The organism is Paraburkholderia jirisanensis, assembly GCF_054782355.1.
In genome coordinates this window covers 1,048,435-1,074,102 of sequence record NZ_BAAGSQ010000025.1, presented here as the reverse complement: position 1 = coordinate 1,074,102, position 25,668 = coordinate 1,048,435, and the positions used below count along the sequence as shown (strand labels likewise).

The window sequence follows — 25,668 nt, the reverse complement described above, 5'->3', positions numbered from 1 at the left end:
ACGCATTGCACACCGCTCACGAAAGTACATCGCAACACGGTCGCAAGCGCATCTAGAACTGAATCGGCAAACGGAATGTGAGCGTGAGGTCCGGCGTATCGCGCGTGAGCCCGGCGCCGAGCGAGAAGTTCAGCGTGGTCTTCGGCGAAAGCCGATACGAGTAGCCAACCAGCAGCGTGCCAAGTACGACACGCACCGAGCCCGGCACTGTTTCGCCATTCTGATGCGTCGGCAGCACGATGCTCTGATCGTAGCCGATACTGAACGACGACTTCTCGTTCAGCGCGAGCCCCATACCGACATTGAAGCCCCAGATGTCGCCCGGCTGAATGCGCCCGACGAACTGCTTGTCGCCGTTCAGCAGCGTGAGGCTCAGATCGCTGCGACCGAAACTGTGCAGATAGCTGAAGTTGCCGAAGAACACCACCGGGTCGCTCGGAAACAACCACGTCAGGCCCGGTTGCACGGCATAAAAGCCAGTACCGGTCGGTTGTTCGAGCGGCAGGCCGGTGCCGGTCGTGTTGCCGATGCAGCGCGTCACGCAATCGGTCACCACGTCGAACGGGCTCTTGCCGGTCGTGCTCTTGAAGCGCAGCCAGCCGACGTAGTAGAACTTGTCGGGGCCGCCTTCGTTCAGCTGATAGCGCAGCGTCATTTCCACGTCGCCGATACCGTTGCCATGGCTGTTGAACACGTTGTCCTGTGCGCTGCCGGTGAAAATCTCGCGGCTGACGGTGTCGTTGGTCGAATAGACGTAGGGCACGCGCACTTCCACTTCCATCCGGTTCGTGATGCCGTAGCGCAGCGCGACGCCGCCGGTCAGCACGGTCGACTTGATCTCGCGCACGTCGATCAGGCCGATCAGCAGTGCGGGGATGATCGTGTAGCCGACTAGCGCGACGCGGTCCGACGACGAATAGCCAAACTGGAACGAAGGCTCGATGACAAACTGGTGACGCGGCGTGAGCACGCCCGGCTGATCGAAGATCGGTGCCACCGCGGGTGGCGCGGTGTCTTGCACGGGTGCCTGCCCGACCGGCTGTTGCGGCGCGGAGGGTTCGGCTTGCGCGGTGTTTTGTGTCGTGTTTTGCGCGGCACCGGTGGCCGCGCCAACTGCAGGCGCCTGTGCAGGTGCCGCAGCCTGCGCGGCGCCAGCTGATTGCGGCGCCTGTTGTGCCGCGCCCTGCGCCACGCCTGCCCCGGCGGCAGCAGCCGCCCCGTTGCCGCCCGGCTCACCCGCGCCACGCTTCGTTCCGAGCACCTGTGCATCGAGCGCCCGGCTTAGCTGCTGGAAATTCGCTTCCTGTTCCGCGAGCTTGCGTTTTAATGCGTCGAGTTCCTTGATCCGGTTATTCAATTCTTGCCGAAGCGTTTCGATGTTTTCCTGTTGTGTTTGATTGCCGAGCGATTGTGCGTGCAATTCGCAATGAACAAAAAGCGATAGCGTCGCATAGCTGATGATCCGGAAATGTCTGAATGGCGCGCGCTTCATGGGTCGGTCTCCATGTCAGGCTGGCGGGTTCGAATTCTGAACATCCCGATCGCGTTGTAGCGCGATCGGCGCGCGGAGTCAGGCGCGGGCCGGCTACGGACTGAGGCAGCCGCAAAGCGCGGCGCCGGATTGCATGCTGTGAACGAGTGAATGCGAGAAGCCTGCCGCTGCGGCAAAGGATTCTAAAAGACTAGTGCATCGATTCTTTATCCGCCAACCAGACGAACCCTGGCTAATGTCGTTAAATAACCATTGTTGGCGCGTATGAAAATCTTTTAAAAAACGCACAAAAAAATGCATAAGCGGCGCATCTGAATGTCGATGCACTGACGCAGCCCGGCAGGTTCGCGTAACAGCGTGCCTGCCACGCGTTGCGCATACGATGTGCGCCTGCACACAGCGGCCTCACACGCTAGGTGCATAATGCGTGTCTATCGATGCAGTGGATCGCCGCCCTTTGTGGAGGACACCATGCTTGCGAAGAACGAGGAAGCCGTTGCTCACTTGCTCAACGACGTAATCGAATTTGCGCGAGGCCGGTTGCCCGAACCCGCCTTTGCGGTCATCGAACCTTTCCTGCGGCATTACTACGATTTCGTCGACGCCGACGAACTGCAAAGCCGCAGCATTCCCGACCTGTACGGCGCCGCGATGGCGCACTGGCAAACCGCCCAGCGCTTCGTGCCGGGCACCGAACGGCTGCGCGTCTACAACCCGATCCTCGAACAGCACGGCTGGCACTCGGACCACACGGTCATCGAGATCGTCAACGACGATATGCCGTTTCTGGTCGATTCCGTTTCGATGGCGGTGAATCGGCTGGGCCTCGCGCTGCACTCGGTGCTGCATCCAGTGTTTCGCATCTGGCGCGGCAAGGACGGGGCGATTACGCGAGTCGGCGTGGGCGGTGCGACCGCCGACGACGGGCAGTCGCAGCTCGCGTCCTTCATTCATTTCGAAGTGGACCGCTGCGGCGACGCGGCACGGCTCGACGCGTTGCGCGACGACATTGCGCGGCTGCTCGGCGACGTACGCGCTTCGGTGGAAGACTGGCCGAAGATCGTCGAGATCGCGCGCAGCACGATCAAGGATATGGCGGCGCGCGAAACCACCGCGGATGGCGTTGAAGCGCGCGCGTTTCTCGAATGGATGGTGGCCGATCATTTCACGTTTCTCGGCCAGCGCGACTATGAACTCGTGTCGCACGGTGGCGGTTTCGGCTTGCGCAGCATTGCCGGTTCGGGGCTTGGCATCCTGCGCGAGGCAGCGCGCGGCGGCAGCGCTGCCAGCGCGGATGTGACGCCGCTGCCGCCGGCTGCCGCGGAAATCATCAAGGGTGCTTCACCGATCTTCCTGACCAAGGCGAATTCGCGCGCTACCGTGCATCGCCCCGGCTATCTTGACTACGTTGGCGTGAAGCTGGTTGGACCGGATGGCAAGATCGCCGGCGAGCGCCGCTTTATCGGTCTCTATACGTCGACCGCTTATATGGTGTCGAGCGCCGAAATCCCGATCGTGCGCCGCAAGTGCGCGAACATCGTGCGGCGTGCCGGTTTTCTGCCGAAGGGGCATCTGGGCAAATCGCTGGTCACGGTACTCGAAACCTATCCACGCGACGAGCTGTTCCAGGCCGACGAAAACGAGCTATACGACATCGCGATGGGCGTGCTGCGGCTGCAGGAGCATCAGCGCACGCGGCTCTTCGTGCGGCGCGATCGCTTCGACCGCTTCGTGTCGTGTCTCGTGTTCGTCCCGCGCGACAAATACAACACCGATATGCGGCGCCGGATCGCGAAGCTGCTGATCGATGCGTTCAACGGTTCGGCGGTGGAGTTCACGCCGCTGCTGTCGGAATCGACACTCGCGCGGATTCACTTTGTGGTGCGCGCGGAGCCCGGTGCGATGCGCGACGTCGATACGCGCGAACTCGAAGCGCGGCTCGTGCAGGTATCGCGCCGCTGGCAGGACGACCTCGCGGACGCGCTGCTGGATGCCTTTGGCGAAGAGCAGGGCAATCGTCTGCTGCAGCACTACGGCGATTCGTTCCCCGCCGGCTATCGCGACGACTACGCCGCTCGCACGGCGGTGCGCGACATCGAGCTGATCGAGCGCGTGCAGGGCACCGGCCATCTGGCGATGAACCTGTACCGGCCGATCGAAGCGGGCCCACGTGCGTTCCGCTTCAAGGTGTATCGCGCGGGCGAGCCGATTGCGCTGTCGCGCAGCTTGCCGATGCTCGAGCATCTCGGCGTGCGCGTCGACGAGGAGCGTCCTTACCTGATCGAAACATCGCACGCAACGCCGGCGTGGATTCACGATTTCGGCCTCGAACTCGCCGACGACGCGGAATTCGATATCGAACGCGTGAAAGATCTGTTCGAAGATGCGTTCGAGCAGGTGTGGACCGGCACGATCGAAAACGACGACTTCAACCGGCTGGTGCTGCGCGCGCATCTGGCCGCGCGCGAGGTGACGATTCTGCGCGCGTACGCGAAATACCTGCGTCAGGTCGGCTCGACGTTCAGCGATGCATACATCGAACGCGCATTGACCGGCAACCCGGCGATCGCGCGCATGCTGGTCGAATTGTTTATCGCGCGTTTCGATCCTGCGCCGGGTACTGGCCGCGAAGCGCGCATCGAGCGCTTGCTGAAAGTGATCGGCGGCGCGCTCGATCAGGTGCCGAATCTCGATGAGGATCGCATCCTGCGTCAGTTCCTCGGCGTGATCAATGCGACGCTGCGCACCAACTACTTCCGCCGCGACAAAGAGGGGCGGCCCAAGCCATATCTGTCGTTCAAATTTGATCCCTCTCAGGTGCCGGGCCTGCCCGAACCGAAGCCGATGTTCGAGATCTGGGTGTATTCGCCGCGCGTAGAAGGCGTGCATCTGCGCGGCGGCCGCGTCGCGCGCGGCGGGCTGCGCTGGTCGGATCGGCGCGAGGACTTCCGTACCGAAGTGCTCGGATTGATGAAAGCGCAGATGGTGAAGAATGTCGTGATCGTGCCGGTCGGCTCGAAAGGCGGCTTCGTCGTAAAGAACCCGCCGCCGCTCACCGATCGCGAAGCGTGGCTGCGCGAAGGCGTCGCGTGCTATCAGACCTTCCTGCGCGGCCTGCTCGATCTGACCGACAACCGCAGCGGCGGCGAGATCGTGCCGCCACCAGACGTGGTGCGGCACGATCCGGATGATCCGTATCTGGTGGTCGCCGCCGACAAGGGCACGGCCACCTTCTCCGACTACGCGAACGCGATTTCGCAGCAGTACGGCTTCTGGCTCGACGACGCGTTCGCGTCGGGCGGCTCGGTCGGCTACGACCACAAGAAAATGGCAATCACCGCGCGCGGCGCGTGGGAATCGGTGAAGCGGCACTTCCGCGAGATGGGTGTCGATACGCAGACCACCGATTTCACGGTGGTTGGCGTCGGCGATATGTCCGGCGATGTGTTCGGCAATGGGATGCTGCTGTCGCCGCATATCAAGCTGGTCGCAGCGTTCGATCACCGGCATGTGTTTCTCGATCCGAATCCCGATCCGGCTACGAGTTTCGCGGAACGGCAGCGCATTTTCGCGCTGGAGCGCTCGAGCTGGGCCGACTACGACACCGCGCTGATCTCAGCCGGCGGCGGCGTGTTCCCACGTAGCGCCAAGACGATTCCGCTGTCGAGCGCGGTGCAGGCCGTACTCGGCGTCAGCGCGGCGGCGCTCGCGCCGAACGAGCTGATGCGGGCGATCCTGCAGGCGCCGGTCGATCTGCTGTACAACGGCGGCATCGGCACCTACGTGAAGGCAAGCCGCGAGACGCACACGCAAGTGGGCGACCGCGCCAATGACGCAGTGCGCGTAAACGGCTGCGAACTGCGCTGCAAGGTAGTCGCCGAAGGCGGCAACCTGGGCTGCACGCAGTTGGGGCGCATCGAGTTCGCGCAGCGCGGCGGACGCATCAATACCGATGCGATCGACAATTCGGCCGGTGTCGATTGCTCGGATCACGAGGTCAACATCAAGATTCTGCTTGGCCTCGTGGTGGCCGACGGCGAGATGACCGACAAGCAACGCAATGCGCTGCTCGCCGAAATGACCGATGAAGTGGGCCTGCTGGTGCTGCAGGACAACTATTACCAGACGCAGGCCTTGTCGATTGCCGGCCGCTACGCGGTGCAGATGCTCGATGCGGAAACGCGGATGATGCGCTGGCTCGAGCGCGCCGGGCGCCTGAATCGCGTGATCGAATTTTTGCCCACCGACGAGGAGATCAACGAACGGCGCGCGGCGAATCAAGGGCTGACTTCGCCGGAACGCGCAGTGTTGCTCGCGTACAGCAAGATGTGGCTGTACGACGCGCTGCTCGATTCGGATCTGCCTGAAGACGCGCTGGTGGCAGGCATGCTGTCCGGGTACTTTCCGCAGCCGCTGCGACAGCGCTTCGACGAGCCGATGTATCGGCATCCGCTGCGCCGCGAGATTCTCGCGACGTATCTGACCAATGAACTGGTGAACCGGGTCGGCTGCTCGTTCGTGCACCGGCTGATGGAGGAAACCGCCGCGCAACTCGGCGATATCGTGCGCGCGTGTCTGATGGCGCGTGGCGTGTTCGATCTCGACGATGTGTGGCGCAAGATCGATGCGCTCGATAACCGCGTCGCCGACGACGTGCAGGCGCGTATGTTCGTCGAGATCACGCATCTGCTGGAAAGCGCGGCGTTGTGGTTCCTGCGGCATCTGCAGGCGGGCGAGCTGAAGGACGGCGGCGCAGCGGTGTTGATCGCGCGTTGTCGCGATGCCGCGCAGCGCCTCGCGCCGCAATTGCCGGCGCTGTTGCCCACGGCGGATCTCGAAGCGCTTTCGGAGCGGCAGCGCGTGCTGGTGGATGCAGGGGTCGACAGCGAACTGGCGGTACGTGTCGCGAGTGGCGAGATTCCGGCGGCGCTGCTCGATATCGCCGAAGTGGCGGCCGCGAGCGGGCGCAGTCTCGAACAGGTCGCAGGCGTGTACTTCGCGCTCGGCACGCAGCTGAATTACAACTGGATCAGCGAGCGCGCCGCCACGCTGCCGACGCCCACTCATTGGGACGTGATGGCGCGCGCCGCGGCGCTGGCGGAACTGGCGTGCCTGAAACGCGCACTTGCGACCAGCGCGCTGGTGGAAGCGGGCGAGGCCTCCGGGATGGCGGAACCGCAGGAACTGGTCGACGCGTGGTGCAAACGGCGTGAAGCGGCGCTCGCGCGCTATGCGCAATTGCTAGGCGAATTGCGCGCGGCAGGCGGTACGAGCCTGTCGATGCTGCTGGTGGTGGTGCGGGAAATGGCGGCGCTGGAGCGACATTGAACGTGAAGTCACGGCAGCGTCGCGCGAGATTGCCGATAATATGGGTTCTTTCGATCACTGCACTACGCTCGCCATGAACCCATCCGAATCGTCGAACCCCACCGCTCCCCGCCTGACGAGCCTGTCGCACGGCGGCGGCTGCGGCTGCAAGATCGCGCCTGGCGTGCTGTCCGACCTGCTCAGGCGCAGCGTGCCGCTGCCGATGTTTCCCGATCTGCTGGTCGGCACCGAAACCGCCGACGATGCAGCGGTCTATCGGCTGAACGACGAGCAGGCGATCATCGCGACCACCGATTTCTTTATGCCGATCGTCGACGATCCGTACGATTTCGGCCGGATCGCGGCCACCAACGCGCTATCCGATGTGTACGCGATGGGCGGCAAGCCGATTCTTGCGCTTGCGCTGGTCGGCATGCCGATCAACGTGTTGCCGCACGACGTAATCGCCGCGGTACTGCGCGGCGGCGAAGACGTTTGCACGCAGGCCGGTATTCCGGTGGCGGGCGGCCACTCGATCGATTCGGTCGAGCCGATCTACGGCCTCGCGGCGCTGGGCGTCGTGCATCCGCAGCGTGTGAAGCGCAATGCCGATGCGCGTGCCGGCGATGTGTTGGTGCTGGGCAAGCCGCTGGGTGTCGGGGTGCTGTCCGCGGCGCTGAAGAAAAATCAGCTTGGCGAGGCCGGTTATGCAGCGATGATCGCCGCGACCACCAAACTGAATCGTCCGGGTACTGCGCTTGCCGCGTTGCCCGGCGTGCATGCGCTGACTGACGTGACCGGCTTCGGCCTGCTTGGTCATACGCTCGAAATGGCGCGCGGCGCCGGGCTGGTCGCGCGGGTGCGCTATGCGGATCTGCCGTGGCTCGAAGGTGTCGCCGCATTCGCGGCAGCGGGCGTGCTGACCGGCGCATCGGGCCGCAACTGGGCGTCGTACGGCGAGCAGGTACAGCTTGCCGCCAGCCTGCCCGACGTCGCACGCACGCTGCTGACCGATCCGCAAACCTCCGGCGGCCTGCTGGTTGCGTGCGCGCCGGATACGGTCGACGAGGTGCTGGCGATTTTCCGCGCCGACGGCTTCGATCACGCAAGCGTGATCGGCGAAATGCTGGACGGAGCGCCGCGCGTCGAAGTCGTTTGACACTGCAGTCAAGGGCCGCCGCAACTGTCGCCCGACGTAACCCTCACCCGACACAACCCCACCGACGATGAAAGAAGAATCGCCGAAAGCCATCTTCTACGCGCTCGCCGCCAATCTGGGCATCGCAATCTGCAAGTTCGCCGCTGCTGCGTTCACGCGCTCCGGCTCGATGTTCGCCGAAGCGATTCACTCCACCGCCGATTGCGGCAACCAGGTGCTGCTGCTGGTGGGGCTACGGCAGGCGCGCGAGCCGGCCAGCCCGCTGCATCCGCTCGGCGCGGGCCGCGCAATCTACTTCTATTCGCTGATCGTTGCGTTGCTGCTGTTTTTTGTAGGCGGCGCATTCTCGGTGTATGAGGGTGTGCATCGCGTGCAGGTGCAGGAGCCGCTGTCGCATGCGTACGTGGCAGTCGGCGTGCTCGGCATCTCGGTCGTGCTCGAAACGCTATCGCTAATGGGCGCGCTGCGCGAAATCCGCAAGAACCATCCGGATAAATCGATGTGGCGCTGGTTCCGCGAAACGCGCGAATCCGAGTTGCTGGTGGTCGCGGGTGAGGATATCGCCGCGCTCGCAGGCCTTGCGATCGCGTTCGTTGCGGTGCTGCTGACGATGCTGACCGGCAATCCGCTGTTCGATGCGCTGGGTTCGATCGGCGTCGGTGTGCTGCTGATGGTGATCGCGTTTCTGGTGGCGCGCGAAGTAAAGTCGATGATGATCGGCGAATCGGCGAGCCCGGAAGTGCGTCGCGCAATCGAGGCGCACTTGCGCGCGCGGGGCGAGATTCGCGGCATCATCAATCTGATCACGCTGCAGTGGGGGCGCCACGTGGTGGTCGCCGTGCAGGCGGAAATGATCGACTACGATAGCGGCCGCGCGATGGTCGATGCGATCAACGTGATCGAAGCGGACTTACAGGAGCACTTCCCGCAGGTGCGCTGGGTGTTCTTCGAGCCGGACGTGCCGCGCGTCTGAATAGCCGATGCGAGGCGCGACGTGATGCCTTGCTTTCGTGAACGGTTATTGATTATTTCGATTGAGCCACCGCGTCGCGGGATTGAATGTTTAATGCCGACCCGGCGGGCGCGCCCCTATACTTGCCGCGTTTATACGTGCTGCCTTTTTACGTGTCACTCATACGTGCCGCTTTTACGTCCGCTTGTACGTGAGATGCGCTTGCCTGCTCTGTGTATCGGCAAGCTCGTGTGCCGTGTCATTACACCGCAAATAACAAGGAACGTTTTTCCATGAAGACTCGCCACCGTTGCCCGACTGTTCTGCGCCGCTCACTTGCGGGTGCCGCGCTGGTCGCTGCGGGTTGTCTATCGGTAGCAGCGGCGCAGGCGAAGACGCCGGTAGCCGCTTCGGATACCACCGCCAACGCGCACGCCAATGCCCGCGGTACTGCAACCACTCGCGCGGCGCGGGTGCGTGCGCCGAAGGTAATGATCGTGTCGATGTTCGGCCCCGAAGGCAAGGTCTGGCTCGACAAGCTTGGACCGTGGCAGGACATCGCCGTCGACGGCCTGTCGCCCGACTATCCGGACGTGCACTGCAACGCGCAGGATGTCTGCGTGATGACCACCGGCATGGGCCACGCGAACGCCGCCGCTTCGATGATGGCGCTGACGTTTTCGCCGCGCTTCGATCTGCGCCACACGTACTTCGTCGTCGCCGGCGTGGCAGGCATCGATCCTTCGCGCGGCACGCTCGGCACAGCGACGTGGGCCAACTGGCTGGTCGACTTCGGCATTCAATGGGAAGTGGATGGCCGCGAAGCGCCACCCGACTGGAACAGCGGTTATTTCGGCATCTTCGCGAAGAACCCGGCTGAAAAGCCGCCGCTCGAATACAAGACCGAAGTGTTCCAGCTCAACCCGCAACTCACCGACGCCGCATACGCACTATCGCGTGGCGTAAAGCTCGCAGATGCGCCGCAGGCGCAAGCGACGCGCAGCAAGTATGCGTATGCACCCGCCAATCGGCCGCCGACAGTCGTGCAATGCGACACGTCGACGAGCGATACGTGGTGGTCTGGCAAGCGCATCGGCGAACGCGCGCGCGACTGGACCAAACTGGTGACCGACGGCAAGGGCGTGTATTGCACGACGCAGCAGGAAGACAACGCGACGTACGAAGCGCTCAAACGCGCGGCGAGCGTGCACCGTGTCGATTTGCAGCGGGTGGCGGTACTGCGCACCGGCGCGGACTTCGACCGGCCTGCCGACGGTACATCGAGCGTCGACAATCTGCTGAACACGAACGGCCAGGGTGGTGGCGATATTGCGCTGGAGAATCTGTATCGCGCAGGGCAACCGCTGGTTCAGGCAATCGTCACGCAGTGGAGCAAATGGCAAGAGGGTGTGCCGCGTAACTGACTGGCGGACACACCCTCAAAAGGCAGCACGTAATCGCGCTGAGATTCTCAATTGCATTAAATGGAACGATACGGCGTCCACACGGGCACGTCGGTCGACCATTGATCGAGTTCGGACGGGGTCATGTTCGGCTCCTTGATGGAATGTTCAACGGAATTGCCGCGCGGCTTCGCCAGATGGGTGGGCGCTTCGCGCGGCTTCGGGATTACTGGTTGTTCGAGCTGTTTGCCGCGCTGTTGCCTTGCACGGCGAGATGTTCGCTTTGGCTGCCATCGGCGCTTTGCACGCTGTAACCATGCGATTCGGCGATACCTGCTTTAACTTCGGCGCGGGTGGCGCTGCTGCCTTGCGACCACCACGGCTGGTTGTACGTACCGGCGTGGCCGATGCCGCCACCGCCAGCTGCAAAGGCGGACGTGCTTGCCAGCAGCGAGAGAACCAGACCTGCGAAGAGCTTGCGTTGCATGTTTCACCCCTGTGATTCGTTTGCAGTACGAGTGCGCCGCGACAGGGTGAAATGTAGGCTTTGAGAGGCAGCGGATAAATCCGCCTTTCGCGAAATGAATTGTCAAAAATGCGGAACAATCGCAGCGGGCGCTGCGATTGATTGTTTGTCAGACGAGAGCGGTGGGTTTCACGTCGTTCAGCCGATCAGGCAACCCACTCGGTCACCACTGGCGTATCCAGTTCCGGCTCTTCTTCGCGCTGCTCGATGGTTCGCCCGGTGCACGTCGCATCGAGTCTGCCGCGGCCGCTCAGCAGCGGACAGCTGTCGAACAGCTCGGCCACCCAGTCGACAAACACCCGAACCTTCGACGAAAGATGCTTGCTGTGCGGATAAACCACCGAGATCGGCATCGGCAGCGGCTTGAAGTCCGGCAGCACTTCGACGAGCTCGCCCGTATGCAGATGCGGCAGCACCATGAAAAGCGGCGGCTGGATCAAGCCGAAACCTTCGAGGCCGCAGGTCACGTATGCATCTGCATCGTTGACCGAAACAATACCCTTCATCTTGACAGGGACTTCCTTGCCGTCGACCAGAAACTCCCAATCGAAGGTTCGACCCGTGCGGCTCGAAAAATAATTGACGGCGCTGTGGTTCTCGAGATCTTCGAGCGTGCGCGGCGTGCCCGAACGCGCGAGATACGACGGCGCGGCGCACGACACGCCTTCGAATAACCCTACTCGCCGTGCGACCAGCGACGAATCCTGCAGCGCGCCGACCCGCAGCACGCAATCGACGCCTTCCTGCAGCAAATCGACCGGTCGGTCAGTCAAGCCAAGCTGCAGATCGATGTCCGGATAGAGCTTATGGAATTCGCACAGCTTCGGAATGACCAATAGCCTGCCGAGCGAGCCCGGCATGTCGATGCGCAACTTGCCATTCGGCTTCTTGTTGCCGATCTGGAAACTCGCTTCGGTTTCTTCGACGTCCGCAAGAATTCGCACGCAACGCTCGTAGTACGCGGCGCCATCCGGCGTCAGCGATAACCGACGCGTGGTTCGATGCAGCAGGCGCGTGCCGAGAAACGCCTCGAGATTCTGGATGATGGTCGTGACCGATGCGCGCGGCAGGTCGAGCGTTTCCGCGGCCCGCGTGAAGCTGTTGGTGTCGACGACCCGGGTGAACACTTGCATGGCCTGAAGCCGGTCCATGGCAAACCTCCGGAGGATTGAGTGCTATCGATGCGTCGTGAAGCCGGCGAGGCCGCTCAAACGGGAACAAAACGAACGTATTGTTCAGGCGCACCGAATTGTGTTGCCGGATTATAGGCATTTATTTGAAGTTTTGCTGAACGCACAATGCGCACCATTCGATAATTTCGCGCTTTGCGCACCTCCGCATGGAAGCATTCAACTCGCGCCACTCGCCGGATCTGGCAGGCGGCAGTAGTGGCACGGCAAGCGGTCTGGCAGCGCTGGATATCAGTGATGTGCAGATCGAAGGGTACGCGCAGGAGATCACGTTGCGGCTTTACAGGCTGACCGGCAAACACGCATTGCCGATCGTTCTGTATTTTCACGGCGGCGGTTTCATGCGTGGCTCGATCGACGAATCTGACCCGGCCGCGCGGTTTCTTGCGCAGCAATTGCCGGCTCTGGTGGTGTCGGTAGGTTATTCGCTTGCGCCGCAATTCCCATTTCCGGCGGCACCGGAAGATGCGCATCGCGCGTTGCTGTGGGTCAAGACGCGAGCGCGCGCGTTTGGTGCAGATTCGAAACGGATCGGCGTCGCGGGGCACGACGCCGGCGGTCATCTGGCCAATTGCCTGTCCTTCATCGCACGTGATCGCGGTGACGTGCGCATCGAAGCGCAGGCGTTGTTTGGGCCGATGCTCGATCCGAGTCTCACGCGTCTGGGCGACGAACGGCAGTTGAGCTCCGACATCACCGCGAAAGAATGCGCGGCGTGTTACCGCGCGTATTTGCCACAGGCGGCGCAGCGCATGCATCCGTATGCCGCACCGCTTGAAGCGTCGCGTCTCGCGAATCTGCCCGACACGCTGATCGCCACTGCCGGTAACGATGTGCTGCATGTCGAAGCCGAAAAATATGCGGGCAACCTGATCGCCGCCGGTGTGCTGACCCAGGTGGTGCGCTTTCCGAATGTTTCGCACGCGGGGCTCGCCGATCACCCCGCGGCGCTGCACGAAGCGGTGCGTTTTCTACGCTGCCGCTTTGCCGCGCGCGCTCTCCGTTAAACCAACTTCAATCAACCAAAAAAACCGGAGTCTGTCATGTCTAAACTTCCCTTTACACGTTCCCGGCTAGCGATCGCTGCCGTAGCGGTCATCGTGCTCGCGGGGCTCGGCACGCTTGGCGCAATGCGCTTCGATGCGCACTCGGAGGCGCAAGCCGCGCCCGCGCCGGCGTTGACCGAAGTCGATGTCGCTTCGGTCCTGCAGCGAACCATCACCGATTGGCAAAGCTATTCGGGCCGGCTCGAAGCGATCGATCGCGTCGATATCCGTCCGCAGGTGCCGGGCTCGATCGTGGCCGTCAATTTCAAGGATGGCGCGCTGGTAAAGAAGGGTGACGTGCTGTTCGTGATCGACCCGCGTCCGTATCAGGCGGAAGTGGATCGCGCGGCCGCGCAGCTGGCCGCGGCGCAGGCACATCGCATCTACACGCAGACCGACTGGGAGCGCGCGCAACGCCTGATCGGCGACAACGCGATCGCCAAGCGCGATTACGACGAAAAGCAGAATGCCGCGCGCGAATCGGATGCGAACGTGAAGGGCGCGCAGGCCGCGCTCGAAGCGGCGCAGATCAACCTTGGCTATACGAAGGTCGTGGCACCGGTTTCAGGCCGCGTATCGCGCGCCGAGATCACGCTCGGCAACGTGGTGAGCGCGGGCGCAAGTGCCGCGCCGTTGACCACGCTGGTGTCGGTATCGCCGATCTACGCGTCGTTCGACGCCGACGAGCAGACCTACCTCGAGTACATCAGCCAGGTGAAGAACAGCGGCAAGGTGCCGGTCGAACTGGGTCTCGCGAACGAAACCGGCTATTCGCGCTCGGGCGTAATCGATTCCGTCGACAACCGGCTCGATACGTCGTCGGGCACGATCCGCGTGCGCGCGCGTTTCGACAACGCCGACGGCACGCTGGTGCCGGGCCTCTATGCACGCGTGAAGGTCGGCGGCAGCGCGCCGCACCCGGCGCTGCTGATCGACGATGCGGCGGTCAACACCGACCAGGACAAGAAGTACGTGTTCGTGGTCGACAAGAACGACCACGTTGCGTATCGCGAGATCACGCCGGGCGGCCTGCAAGGCAATCTGCGGGTGGTCAAGGGCGGCCTGCAGGCCGGCGACCGGATCGTCGTCAACGGTACGCAGCGGGTGCGTCCGAACGAGCAGATCAAGGCCCACATGGTGCCGATGACCGGCGATGGCGACGCGAACGGCGCGCCGGTCGCGCAGTCGCCGGCACGCGCGAAGGCGCAGAAGGACTCGTGATCCATACGGATTCCGTTTTCCTTCAGCGCATCAGCATCAGACTAAAGAGCCTTTCATGAACATATCCAAATTCTTCATCGACCGGCCGATCTTCGCGGGCGTGCTATCCGTCCTGATTCTGCTGGCGGGCATGATCGCGTTGTTCCAGCTGCCGATTTCCGAGTACCCGGAAGTCGTGCCGCCGTCGGTGGTCGTCAAGGCGCAGTATCCGGGCGCCAACCCGAAAGTGATCGCCGAAGCGGTCGCGTCGCCGCTCGAAGAGCAGATCAACGGCGTCGAAAACATGCTGTATATGCAGTCGCAAGCCAATAGCGACGGCAACCTGACGCTGACCGTGACGTTCGCGCTCGGCACCAATCCGGACCTCGCGACGCAGCTGGTGCAAAACCGCGTGAACCAGGCGCTGCCGCGCCTGCCGGAAGATGTGCAGCGCCTCGGCGTGACGACCATCAAGAGCTCGCCGACGCTCACGATGGTGGTGCATCTGATCTCGCCGAACGACCAGTACGACATGACGTATCTGCGCAACTATGCGCTGCTGAACGTGCGCGACCGGTTGCAGCGGATTCGCGGCGTCGGTGAAGTGCAGCTGTGGGGCGCGGGCGACTACGCGATGCGCGTGTGGCTCGATCCGCACAAGGTCGCCGAGCGCAATCTGACCGGCACCGAGGTGGTCAATGCGATTCGCGAGCAGAACATTCAGGTTGCGGCCGGCGTGATCGGTGCGTCGCCGTCGGTGCCGGGTACGCCGCTGCAACTGTCGGTGAATGCACGCGGGCGCCTGAAGACCGAAGCCGAATTCGGCGACATCGTCGTGAAGACGGCGCCGGATGGTGCGGTCACGTATCTGCGCGACATCGCGCGGATCGAGCTGGCCGCGTCGGAATATGGCCTGCGTTCGCTGCTGGACAACAAGCCGGCGGTTGCGCTGGCAATCAACCAGTCGCCGGGTGCGAACTCGCTGCAGATTTCGGATCAGGTCCGCAAGGAGATGAAAGATCTCGCGCAGGACTTCCCGGCCGGCGTGCAATACAAGATCGTCTATGACCCGACGCAGTTCGTGCGCTCCAGTATCGAGGCGGTGATTCACACGCTGCTCGAAGCAATTGCGCTGGTGGTCGTGGTCGTGATCGTGTTCCTGCAGACCTGGCGCGCGTCGATCATTCCGCTGATCGCCGTGCCGGTGTCGATCGTCGGTACGTTCTCGCTGCTGCTCGCGTTCGGTTTCTCGATCAATGCGTTGTCGCTGTTCGGTATGGTGCTGGCGATCGGTATCGTGGTCGACGATGCGATCGTGGTGGTCGAGAACGTCGAACGGAACATCGAACGAGGGCTATCTGCGCGCGAGGCCACGTATAAGGCGATGCAGGAGGTCAGTGGGCCGATCATTGCAATCGCGCTGACGCTGGTGGCTGTGTTCGTGCCGCTCGCGTTCATGACCGGTCTTACCGGCCAGTTCTACAAGCAGTTTGCGATGACCATCGCGATCTCGACGGTGATCTCGGCGTTCAACTCGCTGACGCTGTCGCCGGCGCTTGCCGCGATGCTGTTGCGTGGCCACGGCGACAAGGAAGACTGGCTGACGCGCGCGATGAACCGCGTGTTCGGCGGCTTCTTCAAGCGCTTCAACAAGGTGTTCCACCGCGGTTCCGAAGCGTACGGCAAGGGCGTAACCGGTGTGCTGCGTCACAAGGGCGCGATGCTGGTGGTGTATGTGGTGCTGCTCGCACTGACGGGTCTGGTCTATCGGACCGTGCCGGGCGGCTTCGTGCCGGCGCAGGACAAGGAGTATCTGATCGCCTTCGCGCAACTGCCCAACGGTGCATCGCTCGACCGCACCGAGAAAGTGATCCGCGACATGAGCGCGATTGCGCTGAAGCAGCCGGGCGTGGAAAGCGCAGTGGCGTTCCCGGGTCTGTCGGTGAACGGTTTCACGAATAGTTCGAGTGCCGGCATCGTGTTCGTCACGCTGAAACCGTTCGACGAACGCAAAGGCAAGGCGTTGGCGGCCGGCACGATCGCCGGTGCGCTGAACCAGCAATACTCGCAGATCAAGGACTCGTTCGTCGCCGTGTTCCCGCCGCCGCCGGTGCTGGGCCTCGGTACGCTCGGCGGCTTCAAGATGCAGATCGAAGATCACGGCGCGGTCGGCTACGCGGCGCTCAACGATGCGGCCGAAGCGTTTGTGAAGCGCGCCGCGCAGACCAAGGAGCTCGGCCCGACCTTCTCGAGCTATCAGATCAACGTGCCGCAGCTGAACGTCGATCTGGACCGCGTGAAGGCGAAGCAGCTCGGCGTGCCGGTCACCGATGTGTTCAACACGATGCAGATTTACCTCGGCTCGCTGTACGTGAACGACTTCAACCGCTTCGGACGCGTGTACCAGGTGCGTGTGCAGGCCGATGCGCCGTTCCGCCAGAACGCCGACGACATCCTGCAGCTGAAAACACGCAACACGAATGGCGACATGGTGCCGTTGTCGTCGCTGGTGAAGGTGACGCCGACCTTCGGGCCGGAAATGGTGGTCCGCTACAACGGCTACACGGCAGCCGACATCAACGGTGGCCCGGCACCGGGTTTCTCGTCGGGCGAAGCGCAGGCAGCGGCTGAACGTGTCGCGGCTGAAGTGCTGCCGCGCGGCGTGAAGCTCGAATGGACCGACCTGACGTACCAGCAGATTCTCGCCGGCAACGCGGGGCTGTGGGTGTTCCCGATCAGCGTGCTGCTGGTGTTCCTCGTGCTGGCTGCGCTGTACGAAAGCCTGACGCTGCCGCTCGCGGTGATCCTGATCGTGCCGATGAGCGTGCTGTCCGCGCTGACCGGCGTGTGGCTCACGCAGGGCGACAACAACATCTTCACGCAGATCGGTTTGATGGTGCTGGTGGGGCTTGCGTCGAAGAACGCGATCCTGATCGTCGAGTTTGCGCGCGAGCTCGAACACGACGGCCGCTCGCCGCTGGCCGCGGCGATCGAAGCGAGCCGGCTGCGGCTGCGCCCGATCCTGATGACGTCGATCGCTTTCATCATGGGCGTGGTGCCGCTGGTGGTGTCGAGCGGTGCGGGCTCGGAGATGCGCCACGCGATGGGTATCGCGGTGTTCTTCGGCATGCTCGGCGTGACGGTGTTCGGCCTGATGCTGACGCCCGTGTTCTACGTGGTGCTGCGGTTGCTGGCAGGCGGCAAGATTCACGTCGCACAGAAAGATTCGCCGCATCTGGTTGCACATGCAACGACCGATGCGTGAAGGGAGAAAATATGAAACGAACTGAATCGATGCGCGGGTGGGGCCGCGCGGCCGCGAGCGCGCTGCTGGTTGCATTGCTGGCGGCGTGCTCGGTCGAGCCGACCTATCACCGTCCGGATGCGCCGACGCCGACGGCATTCAAGGAAGCCGCTCCGCTCGACGCAAAAGAAGCGGGCACGTGGAAGCCGGCTGAGCCGGCCGACGACGCACATCGCGGCCAATGGTGGATGGTCTTCGGCGACCCGGTGCTGAACGATCTCGAGCAGCAGGCGGCCACCGCGAACCAGGACCTGAAGGCGGCTGCCGCGCGCGTGCAGCAATCGCGTGCGTTGGTGCAGTCGGCGCGCGCCGCGTGGTTCCCGTCGATCGATGCAGGCTTTGGGCCCACGCGCGAGCGTCTGTCGCCGGCATCGCAGTTCCTGCCGCAGGATGCGAACGTGCCGACCCAGACCTTGTGGCGTGCGCAGGGCACGGTGTCGTATGAGGCGGATCTGTTCGGGCGCGTCAGCTCGAACGTGAGCGCGTCGAAAGCGGATTCGCAGCAAAGCGATGCGCTGTTCCGTTCGGTGCAGCTGTCGCTGCAGGCCGACGTGGCGTCGAATTACTTCCAGCTGCGCGAACTGGATTCGCAGGTCGATCTGTTCCGCCGCACGGTAACGCTGCGTGAAGATGCGTTGAAGCTGGTGGAGCGGCGTTTCAAGGAAGGCGACATCAGCGAACTCGATGTGTCGCGTGCCAAGAACGAGCTCTCCACGGCGCGTGCGGATGCGGTGGGTGTTGCGCGTCAGCGTGCGACTGCCGAGCATGGTCTGGCGATTCTGCTCGGCAAGGCACCGGCGGATTTCTCGTTCCCGGAAACGCCGCTCGTGCCGGTTATGACGAGCGTGCCGGCTGGCTTGCCGTCCGCGCTGCTCGAGCGCCGGCCGGATATCGCCGCGGCAGAACGGGCGATGGCCGCAGCGAATGCGCGTGTGGGTCTGGCGAAGTCGGCATTCTTCCCGAAGCTGGATATTACCGGCGCGTTCGGCTATGAATCGGCGACGCTCGGCGATCTGTTCCAGTGGTCGAGCCGTGCGTTCCTGCTCGGGCCGTTTGCCGGCACCGCGCTGGCGATGCCGCTGTTCGATGGCGGCCGGCGTCGCGCAGGGCTCGCCCAGGCGCGTGCCAAATACGACGAGGATGTTGCGCAGTATCGTCAGCAGGTGCTGCAGGCGTTCCGAGAAGTCGAAGACAATCTGTCGGATCTGCGTTTGCTGCAGGATCAGACGCGCGAGCAGAACGATGCGGTCAATGCGTCGCAGCGCGCCGCGCATCTGTCGACCACGCAGTACCAGGAAGGGCAGATTGCCTACCTGGACGTGATCGATGCGGAGCGTCAGGTGCTGCAATCGCAATTGCAGGCAAGCCGGCTGACCGGCACGCAGGCGGTGGCAACCGTCAACCTGATTCGCGCGTTGGGCGGCGGATGGGGTGACGCGAAGCCGCAGGACGGCAGCGCGGTTGGGATGCAAAGTGGGCCGGAGCAGGTCGCGAAGCAGTAAGTTCGCGGTTCGCTTTTCCAGCTCGACGCAAGCGGCGTTATTCGCGCATCAGTGTGCGGATAACGCCGTTTTGTTCTATATGGCGGCGCACACGGCTGCTCCCGCATATCGCATTTCGCGATTTCCTTTCGAAAATCGCTTGGTAGACGCTAGTCAGGGTCGCTTCTATCATCGGCTGCAGTCAATTGACGAGCCAACCGATGAACCCGTTCCATTCGATGATTCGCGCGCTGCGGCACGCTGCGCGCAGGCCGCTGCATGTGTTGGGCGTTGCTGTCTTTGCACTGCATCTGTGCGGCGCAAGCGTGGCCGCGAGTGCGGCTGATACGGCAACGCTAAAGATCGGCACCGCCACCAGCCCGCAGATCGAAGCGCTGAAAATCGCCGCGCAGGAAGCAAAGCAGCAGGGGCTCGACGTCAAGATCATCGAGTTCACTGACTGGAACACGCCGAACGCGGCGCTGGCGAACAAGGACATCGACGTCAACTATTTCCAGCACATTCCGTTTCTGGAAAACGCCAACAAGCAGGGCGGCTATCACTTCGTGGCGATTGCGCCGGGCACGATCATGAAGATCGGCCTTTATTCGAAGAAGGTCACGCGTTTCGACCAGCTGAAAGATGGCGCGACCGTGGCCATCGCCAACGATCCGGTGAACGGCGGGCGGGGTTTGCTGCTGCTGCAGCGCGCAGGCCTGATCAAGCTGAAACCGGGCGTCGATTATCGCGCCACCACGCTCGACATCGTCGATAACCCGAAGCATCTGAAGATCGTCGCGCTTGAAGCGTCGCAACTGGCGCGCTCGCTCGATGATGTCGATCTCGCGCAAGGCTATCCAAGCTTTATCAAGCTGGCCGGTACGGCTGACCCGAATAGTGCGCTGCTGTTCGACGGCACCGAGAACAAGATCTTCGCGATCCAGTGGGTGGTGCGTCCGGAGAGTACGAACGACCCGCGCATTCGCAAGTTCATTTCGATTTACCAGCATTCGCCGGCGGTGCGTACGGCGCTCGACAAGGCGTTCGGCAATCTGTATGCGGTGGCGTGGTAAGTGCGCCAGTGAGCACGAACAAGTGCACAAACAGACGTTGCAAACAGGCGCCCGCTGAGCGCCCGACGCGTTGACAAGGACCCTCCCGATGCCGAGCAAGAAGATCCTGCTGAACGCGTTCAACATGAACGCGGTCGGCCACATCAATCACGGCTTGTGGACGCATCCGCGCGACCGCTCGCCACACTATACGGATCTCGACTACTGGACGAGCCTCGCGCAAACGCTGGAGCGCGGCAAATTCGACGGCATTTTTCTGGCCGATATCGTCGGCGTCTACGACGTCTATCAGGGTGGCCCAGGCACGCCGTTGCGCGAGGCTGTACAGATTCCGATCAACGACCCGGCGCTGATCGTGCCGGCGATGGCGCACGTAACAAAGCACATCGGCTTCGGCGTCACCGCGAATCTGACCTACGAGCCGCCGTATCTGTTCGCGCGCCGCATGTCGACGCTCGATCACCTGACCAAGGGGCGGGTAGGCTGGAACATCGTCACCGGGTATCTCGACAGCGCCGCGCGCGGCATGGGGCTGACCCAGCAGATCAGCCATGACGACCGCTACGACCGTGCGGACGATTACATGGACGTGGTTTACAAGCTGTGGGAGCAAAGCTGGGAAGACAACGCTGTGCGCCGCGACCGCGTGGCGCGGGTGTTTGCCGATCCGGCTAAAGTGCATCGGATCACGCATACCGGGCCGTATTATTCGCTCGACGCGATCCATTTGAGCGAGCCTTCGCCGCAACGCACACCGGTGCTGTATCAGGCCGGTTCGTCGGCGCGCGGCATCGACTTTGCGGCGCGCCACGCGGAATGCGTGTTCGTCGGCGGGCAAAACAAGCCGCTCACGCGCTCGATCGTCGACGATCTGCGCCGTCGCGCGGTGAGTTTCGGCCGCGCGCCGGACGACATCAAGATCTTTGCCGGCATGACGGTGGTGGTCGGACAAACCGAGCGGGCCGCGCATGAAAAGTACGAAGAGTATCGCCGTTATGCGAGCGCCGAAGGCGGTCTCGCGCATTTTTCGAGTTCGACGGGTATCGACTTCGCTGAATTTGCGCTCGACGAGCCGATTTCATATGTGAAGACCGAGTCGATGCAGTCGGCGGTAGAGGCGATTTCGAAGAAGAGCGTGAGCGGTGTCTGGACCAAACGCAAGGTGCTCGAACAGATGACGCTCGGCGGCCGCGCAAAACCGGTGGTCGGCTCGCCGCAGCAGATCGCCGATGAAATGATCTCGTGGATCGAAGAGACCGGCATCGACGGTTTCAATCTGACGCGCACCGTGATGCCGGAGTCGTTCGAGGATTTTGTCGATCTGGTGGTGCCCGAGTTGCAGAATCGCGGCGTCTACAAGGAAGACTATGCGGCCGCGCCGACGCTGCGCGAAAAGCTGTTCGGCGCGGGCCGTGCGCGTTTGCCGGAAGCGCATAGCGGCGCGCAGCACCGTTTGCATGCGCGTGCAACGGTAGGAGCGTAATCGAATGGACCATCTGCTGATGAGCAATCTGCTCGATATGGCGCGCTTCGTCGAACCCGTGTCCGTGCCCGTGCCAACCCAGCGTTCCAGTGAGGCGGCGGGCGATCTGGCGGCGCCCGCGGTGATCTTCGACAGCATTGGCAAGATTTTCGGCGATGCGAAGCAAAACAAGGCTGCCAATCCGGCGGGCGGTACCGCGGCGCTCGACAAAGTCGATCTAAGCGTCGCGCGCGGCGAGGTATTCGGCATCATCGGACGCAGCGGCGCAGGGAAGTCGACGCTGCTGCGCCTCGTCAACGGTCTCGAGAAGCCGACCTCCGGCACGGTGCGCGTGCATGGTGTCGACGTAGGCGCGCTCGACGAACGTGCGCTAGTCGCGTTGCGGCGACGCATCGGCATGGTGTTTCAGCATTTCAATCTGCTCTCCGCGAAGACCGTGAGCGAGAACATCGGGCTGCCGTTGAAGATCGCCGGCGTGCGCAAGGCCGCGATCGATGCGAAGGTTAGCGAACTGCTGGAGGTTGTCGGCCTCACGGCGCGCCGCGACGCGTATCCGGCGCAATTGTCCGGCGGGCAGAAGCAGCGCGTGGGCATAGCGCGCGCGCTGGTGCACGATCCGGACATCCTGCTGTGCGACGAGGCCACTTCCGCGCTCGATCCGGAAACCACCCAGTCGATCCTTGCGCTATTGCGCGACATCAACCGGCGCCTCAAGCCGACCATCGTGCTGATCACGCATGAGATGGCGGTGATCCGCGAAGTATGCGACAGCGTGGCCGTGCTCGAACGCGGCACGGTGGTTGAAACCGGCCCGGTGTGGCGCGTGTTCGGCGATCCGCAACACGATGCGACGCGCGCATTGTTGCGCCCGCTGGTGCACGATTTGCCAGCCGATCTGGCCGCACGCATGCAGCCGCTCGACCGCGCGCCGCTGCCTGGCGCCGCAGTGCTGTTCGACGTGCGCTATACCGGCGCGGACGGCCGCGAGCCGGATCTGGCCGCGCTTGCGCAAGCGCTCGGCGGCACGCGTGCGCACGTGAGTTTCGTGCATGGCGGTATCGACAGGATTCAGGGGCGCGCGCAAGGGCGGCTGGTCGTCTCCGCGCAATTGCGCGGCGGCGCGGCAAGTAATGCATCTGAAGCACGCGATGCGTCAGACTCACGCGATACATCCGAGGTGTCCGCTGTCCATACCGTCGGCGCATGGCACACGCAAATCGCCGCGCTGGCCGACGCAGCCCGTGCCTACGCAAACCGGGTCGAGGTGCTGGGCTATGTCTGATCTGTGGCTTTCCGAGCTGTGGGGTGCGATCGGCGACACCGTGCTGATGGTCGGCATCTCGGCACTGGTCGCGCTGCTGCTGGGCATTCCGCTTGCGCTGGTGCTGGTTGCGACCACACGCGGCGGCATCTACGAACGCCGCGCGCTGAACACGACGCTCGGCTCGCTGGTGAACGCGTTCCGTTCGACGCCATTCATCATCCTGCTGGTCGCGTTGCTGCCGCTGACGCGGCTGGTTGTCGGCACGACGATCGGCGTATGGGCCGCCATCGTGCCATTGAGCATCGCCGCGACTCCATTTTTCGCCCGCATCGCGGAAGTGAGCCTGCGCGAAGTGGACCGCGGCCTGATCGAAGCCGCACAGGCGATGGGTGCGCAACGCCGTCACATCATTCGCCACGTGCTGCTGCCGGAAGCGCTGCCGGGCATTCTGGGCGGCTTCACGATCACGGTGGTCGCTATGATCGGCTCATCGGCGATGGCGGGCGTGGTTGGCGCCGGCGGGCTCGGCGATCTGGCGATTCGCTACGGCTATCAGCGTTTCGATACCACCGTGATGGTGACCGTCATCGTGCTGCTGATCGTCATCGTGACGGCCGTGCAGTTCACCGGCGACTGGCTGGTGCGTCGACTGTCGCGCCGCGCCTGAATTTCCTTCCTTTGGCCAATCCGCTATGACCACCCAAGCATGGAACCCGCCGCAATGGAATGCGGAGTTCGAGGAACGTCTGTTTCTGCAGGTTGCGCGCCGTCACGTACCGGCATTTCCCGAGCGACTCGCAGTTGCGCCGCGTGCGCCGCAGAGTGCCGCCGAACTCGAGGCGGTGTGCGATTACTACACGCGCATGGCGGCGCACGATCTGTTCATCGTACAGGTCGTTGCGCGCGCAATCGATACGCTGTTCGCCGACGACCCGCATTTCCAGCTGATCCTCGCGCGCCAGCTCGGCGACGACGGCGCGCATGCGGTGCTGGCGCGCGAGCGTATCGTCGCGTTGACGTCGGTCGATCCGCTGCCCGCGATCGAGCGGCGTGTCGCCGAGCATTGGCAGCGGATCGGTGATCTGGCAGTGGCAGACCTCGCCGGCTTCCTCGCGTTCGAGTGGCACTACGAACTGCACATCCTCGCGAAGCTATGGATCCAGCGTAAAACGGGCACCATCGCCGACCCCGCGATGCGCGAGCACGGCGAAAATCGCATCCGGCCCGACGAGGAATGGCACCGCGTGCAAATCATCGAATGGTGGCGCACGCGGCTGGCCAGCACGTCGGGCCGCGCGCGCGAAGCGCTGATCGACCGGGTACTCGCAGCCGACGACGCGCTGCAACAGCGTCTGGACGCGTATCTGCATGACGAATACGCGCATACCGCGCACGTATTCGGCGCGGACATCGACGCATACCCCGCAATCTATGACGACTGGCGGCGCGAGATGCTGGCACGCCTGACCGGACGCGATCCCGCTAAACTGTCGGCACTCGTGTCGCTTTCGACGCGAAGGTCGACGGAGAACGCATGAACGACGCTTACAGGCCGACACAGCAGCGCACAGACGCGAGCGCACCGGCAACCGATCTGACCGCGCTGGTCGACGCGCTGCGCGCTAGCGCGGCGGCGCGCGATGCCGCGGGCGGCCACGCGGCGCAGGAAAAACAGTGGATCGCCGATGCCGGCCTGCTCACGCTGACGGTGCCGCGCGAATTCGGCGGCGCCGGCGCCGGCTGGTTCGACGCATATCGCACGGTGCGCATGCTGGCCGCGGTCGATGCGGCGCTGGCGCATCTGCTGGGCTTCCAGTTTCTGCAGGTCGCAAGCGTCGACCTGTGGGCCAGCGACGAGCAACGCGCGCGTTATCTGCGCGCAACCGTCGACGAGCGCTGGTGGTGGGGCAACGCGATCAATCCGCTCGACCCGCGGCTGACCGTCACCGCAGCCGGCGACGGCGGCTACCGTCTCGATGGCGTCAAAGGCTTTTGCTCAGGAACCCGCGGCTCGCAGATGATGACGCTGTCCGCACACGACCCGTCGAGCAGCAAACCGGTTTTCGGCATCGTACCGACCACGCGCGCCGGTATCACCGTCAACGAAGACTGGGACCCGATCGGGCAGCGCCAGACCGATAGCGGCAGCGTGTCGTTCGACGGCGTTTCGCTCGCGGCGCACGAAGTGATGCACCGCCCGGAAACGCCGCGCGCGACGCTGCGCACGCTGGTCGCGCAGATGGTGCTGACCAACCTGTTCGTCGGCATCGCGTTCGGCGCGCTGGAGGAAGCCCGCCAGTTCGTCACGCAGAATGGCCGGCCATGGATCAATTCGGGCGTCGCGCGTGCAGTCGACGATCCTTATATGATCCAGCGCTTCGGCGAAATGCGGCTAAAGGCAATCGGCGCCGAAGCCATGGCCGATCGTGCCGCACTCGCGCTCGACGCCGCCTGGCAGAAGGGCGGCGCACTCGCGGCCGAGCAACGCGCACAGGTTGCGCTCGCAACGTCCGAGGCCAAGGTGTTCGCGCATCGCGCGTCGCTCGAGGTTAGCGAAGCGCTGTTCGATGCGTGCGGCGCGCGCGCCACCGGCGCAGGTCTCGCGCTCGATCGTTTCTGGCGCAACGCACGCGTGCACACCTTGCACGATCCGCTCGACTACCGGGTACGTGATATCGGGCGCTATGCGCTTCTAGGGACACTGCCGGAAGTTTCTTTGTACACTTGAGGGAGTCGGGGGCGTACGGGTTGGCTGTGCGGCTGCGGCATCAACCTGGATCGAGGGCCA

General features: G+C 63.5%; 17 protein-coding genes. 14 read left to right on the top strand and 3 right to left on the bottom strand.

What is annotated here, in order from left to right; all coding sequences use genetic code 11:
* Nucleotides 1-52: 52 nt before the first annotated feature.
* Nucleotides 53-1,492, bottom strand: coding sequence for an acetate kinase (locus ACYVNQ_RS16415; protein ID WP_460903548.1), 1,440 nt, complete (start codon nucleotides 1,490-1,492; stop codon nucleotides 53-55).
* Nucleotides 1,493-1,963: 471 nt separating this feature from the next.
* On the opposite strand from ACYVNQ_RS16415, the gene ACYVNQ_RS16410 reads away from it, so the two are divergent.
* From ACYVNQ_RS16410 to ACYVNQ_RS16395, 4 genes are all read left to right on the top strand, one after another.
* Complete coding sequence (locus ACYVNQ_RS16410) at nucleotides 1,964-6,820, top strand: NAD-glutamate dehydrogenase (protein ID WP_460903547.1); 4,857 nt, start codon at nucleotides 1,964-1,966, stop codon at nucleotides 6,818-6,820.
* A gap of 73 nt (nucleotides 6,821-6,893) precedes the next feature.
* Nucleotides 6,894-7,958, top strand: a complete 1,065-nt coding sequence (gene selD / locus ACYVNQ_RS16405) for a selenide, water dikinase SelD (RefSeq protein WP_460903546.1) — start codon at nucleotides 6,894-6,896, stop codon at nucleotides 7,956-7,958.
* 67 nt (nucleotides 7,959-8,025) lie between these two features.
* Entirely contained in the window at nucleotides 8,026-8,931 is a 906-nt protein-coding gene (locus ACYVNQ_RS16400) for a cation diffusion facilitator family transporter (protein WP_460903545.1), read from the top strand.
* Between the two features lie 272 nt (nucleotides 8,932-9,203).
* Complete coding sequence (locus tag ACYVNQ_RS16395) at nucleotides 9,204-10,334, top strand: purine-nucleoside phosphorylase (protein WP_460903544.1); 1,131 nt, start codon at nucleotides 9,204-9,206, stop codon at nucleotides 10,332-10,334.
* Between the two features lie 205 nt (nucleotides 10,335-10,539).
* Here the strand turns inward: ACYVNQ_RS16395 and ACYVNQ_RS16390 are convergent, their stop codons facing one another.
* Together ACYVNQ_RS16390 and ACYVNQ_RS16385 are read right to left on the bottom strand one after the other, a co-directional pair.
* A complete protein-coding gene (locus ACYVNQ_RS16390) occupies nucleotides 10,540-10,800 on the bottom strand; it encodes a DUF4148 domain-containing protein (protein WP_460903543.1) in 261 nt (86 codons plus the stop codon).
* A gap of 185 nt (nucleotides 10,801-10,985) precedes the next feature.
* Nucleotides 10,986-11,990: a LysR family transcriptional regulator gene (locus tag ACYVNQ_RS16385; RefSeq protein ID WP_460903542.1), complete on the bottom strand. Its 1,005-nt coding sequence runs from the start codon at nucleotides 11,988-11,990 to the stop codon at nucleotides 10,986-10,988.
* A gap of 188 nt (nucleotides 11,991-12,178) precedes the next feature.
* Here ACYVNQ_RS16385 and ACYVNQ_RS16380 point away from each other — a divergent pair, with 188 nt between their 5' ends.
* From ACYVNQ_RS16380 to ACYVNQ_RS16335, 10 genes are all read left to right on the top strand, one after another.
* Nucleotides 12,179-13,036, top strand: a complete 858-nt coding sequence (locus tag ACYVNQ_RS16380; protein WP_460903541.1) for an alpha/beta hydrolase — start codon at nucleotides 12,179-12,181, stop codon at nucleotides 13,034-13,036.
* Nucleotides 13,037-13,072: 36 nt separating this feature from the next.
* Nucleotides 13,073-14,296, top strand: coding sequence for an efflux RND transporter periplasmic adaptor subunit (locus ACYVNQ_RS16375; RefSeq protein ID WP_460903540.1), 1,224 nt, complete (start codon nucleotides 13,073-13,075; stop codon nucleotides 14,294-14,296).
* Nucleotides 14,297-14,351: 55 nt separating this feature from the next.
* Nucleotides 14,352-17,540 carry an efflux RND transporter permease subunit gene (locus ACYVNQ_RS16370; protein WP_460903539.1) on the top strand — a complete coding sequence of 1,063 codons (3,189 nt, stop codon included), beginning with the start codon at nucleotides 14,352-14,354 and terminating at the stop codon, nucleotides 17,538-17,540.
* An 11-nt stretch (nucleotides 17,541-17,551) separates the two neighbouring features.
* Nucleotides 17,552-19,081 carry an efflux transporter outer membrane subunit gene (locus ACYVNQ_RS16365; RefSeq protein WP_460903538.1) on the top strand — a complete coding sequence of 510 codons (1,530 nt, stop codon included), beginning with the start codon at nucleotides 17,552-17,554 and terminating at the stop codon, nucleotides 19,079-19,081.
* Nucleotides 19,082-19,299: 218 nt separating this feature from the next.
* A complete protein-coding gene (locus tag ACYVNQ_RS16360; RefSeq protein WP_460903613.1) occupies nucleotides 19,300-20,133 on the top strand; it encodes a MetQ/NlpA family ABC transporter substrate-binding protein in 834 nt (277 codons plus the stop codon).
* Nucleotides 20,134-20,221: 88 nt separating this feature from the next.
* On the top strand, nucleotides 20,222-21,616 hold the full coding sequence (locus tag ACYVNQ_RS16355) for an LLM class flavin-dependent oxidoreductase (protein ID WP_460903537.1): 1,395 nt from the start codon (nucleotides 20,222-20,224) through the stop codon (nucleotides 21,614-21,616).
* Between the two features lie 19 nt (nucleotides 21,617-21,635).
* Nucleotides 21,636-22,898 carry a methionine ABC transporter ATP-binding protein gene (locus ACYVNQ_RS16350; RefSeq protein WP_460903612.1) on the top strand — a complete coding sequence of 421 codons (1,263 nt, stop codon included), beginning with the start codon at nucleotides 21,636-21,638 and terminating at the stop codon, nucleotides 22,896-22,898.
* Nucleotides 22,891-23,547, top strand: a complete 657-nt coding sequence (locus ACYVNQ_RS16345; protein ID WP_460903536.1) for a methionine ABC transporter permease — start codon at nucleotides 22,891-22,893, stop codon at nucleotides 23,545-23,547. Before ACYVNQ_RS16350 ends, ACYVNQ_RS16345 begins: the two co-directional genes overlap by 8 nt.
* Nucleotides 23,548-23,572: 25 nt before the next feature.
* The gene (locus tag ACYVNQ_RS16340) at nucleotides 23,573-24,418 is read left to right on the top strand and encodes a hypothetical protein (protein WP_460903535.1); all 846 of its coding nucleotides are present in this window, start codon (nucleotides 23,573-23,575) and stop codon (nucleotides 24,416-24,418) included.
* Nucleotides 24,415-25,608 (top strand): acyl-CoA dehydrogenase family protein, encoded by a 1,194-nt coding sequence (locus ACYVNQ_RS16335; protein ID WP_460903534.1) that lies wholly within the window; start codon nucleotides 24,415-24,417, stop codon nucleotides 25,606-25,608. The genes ACYVNQ_RS16340 and ACYVNQ_RS16335 overlap by 4 nt, the downstream gene beginning before the upstream one ends.
* Nucleotides 25,609-25,668 lie beyond the last annotated feature (60 nt).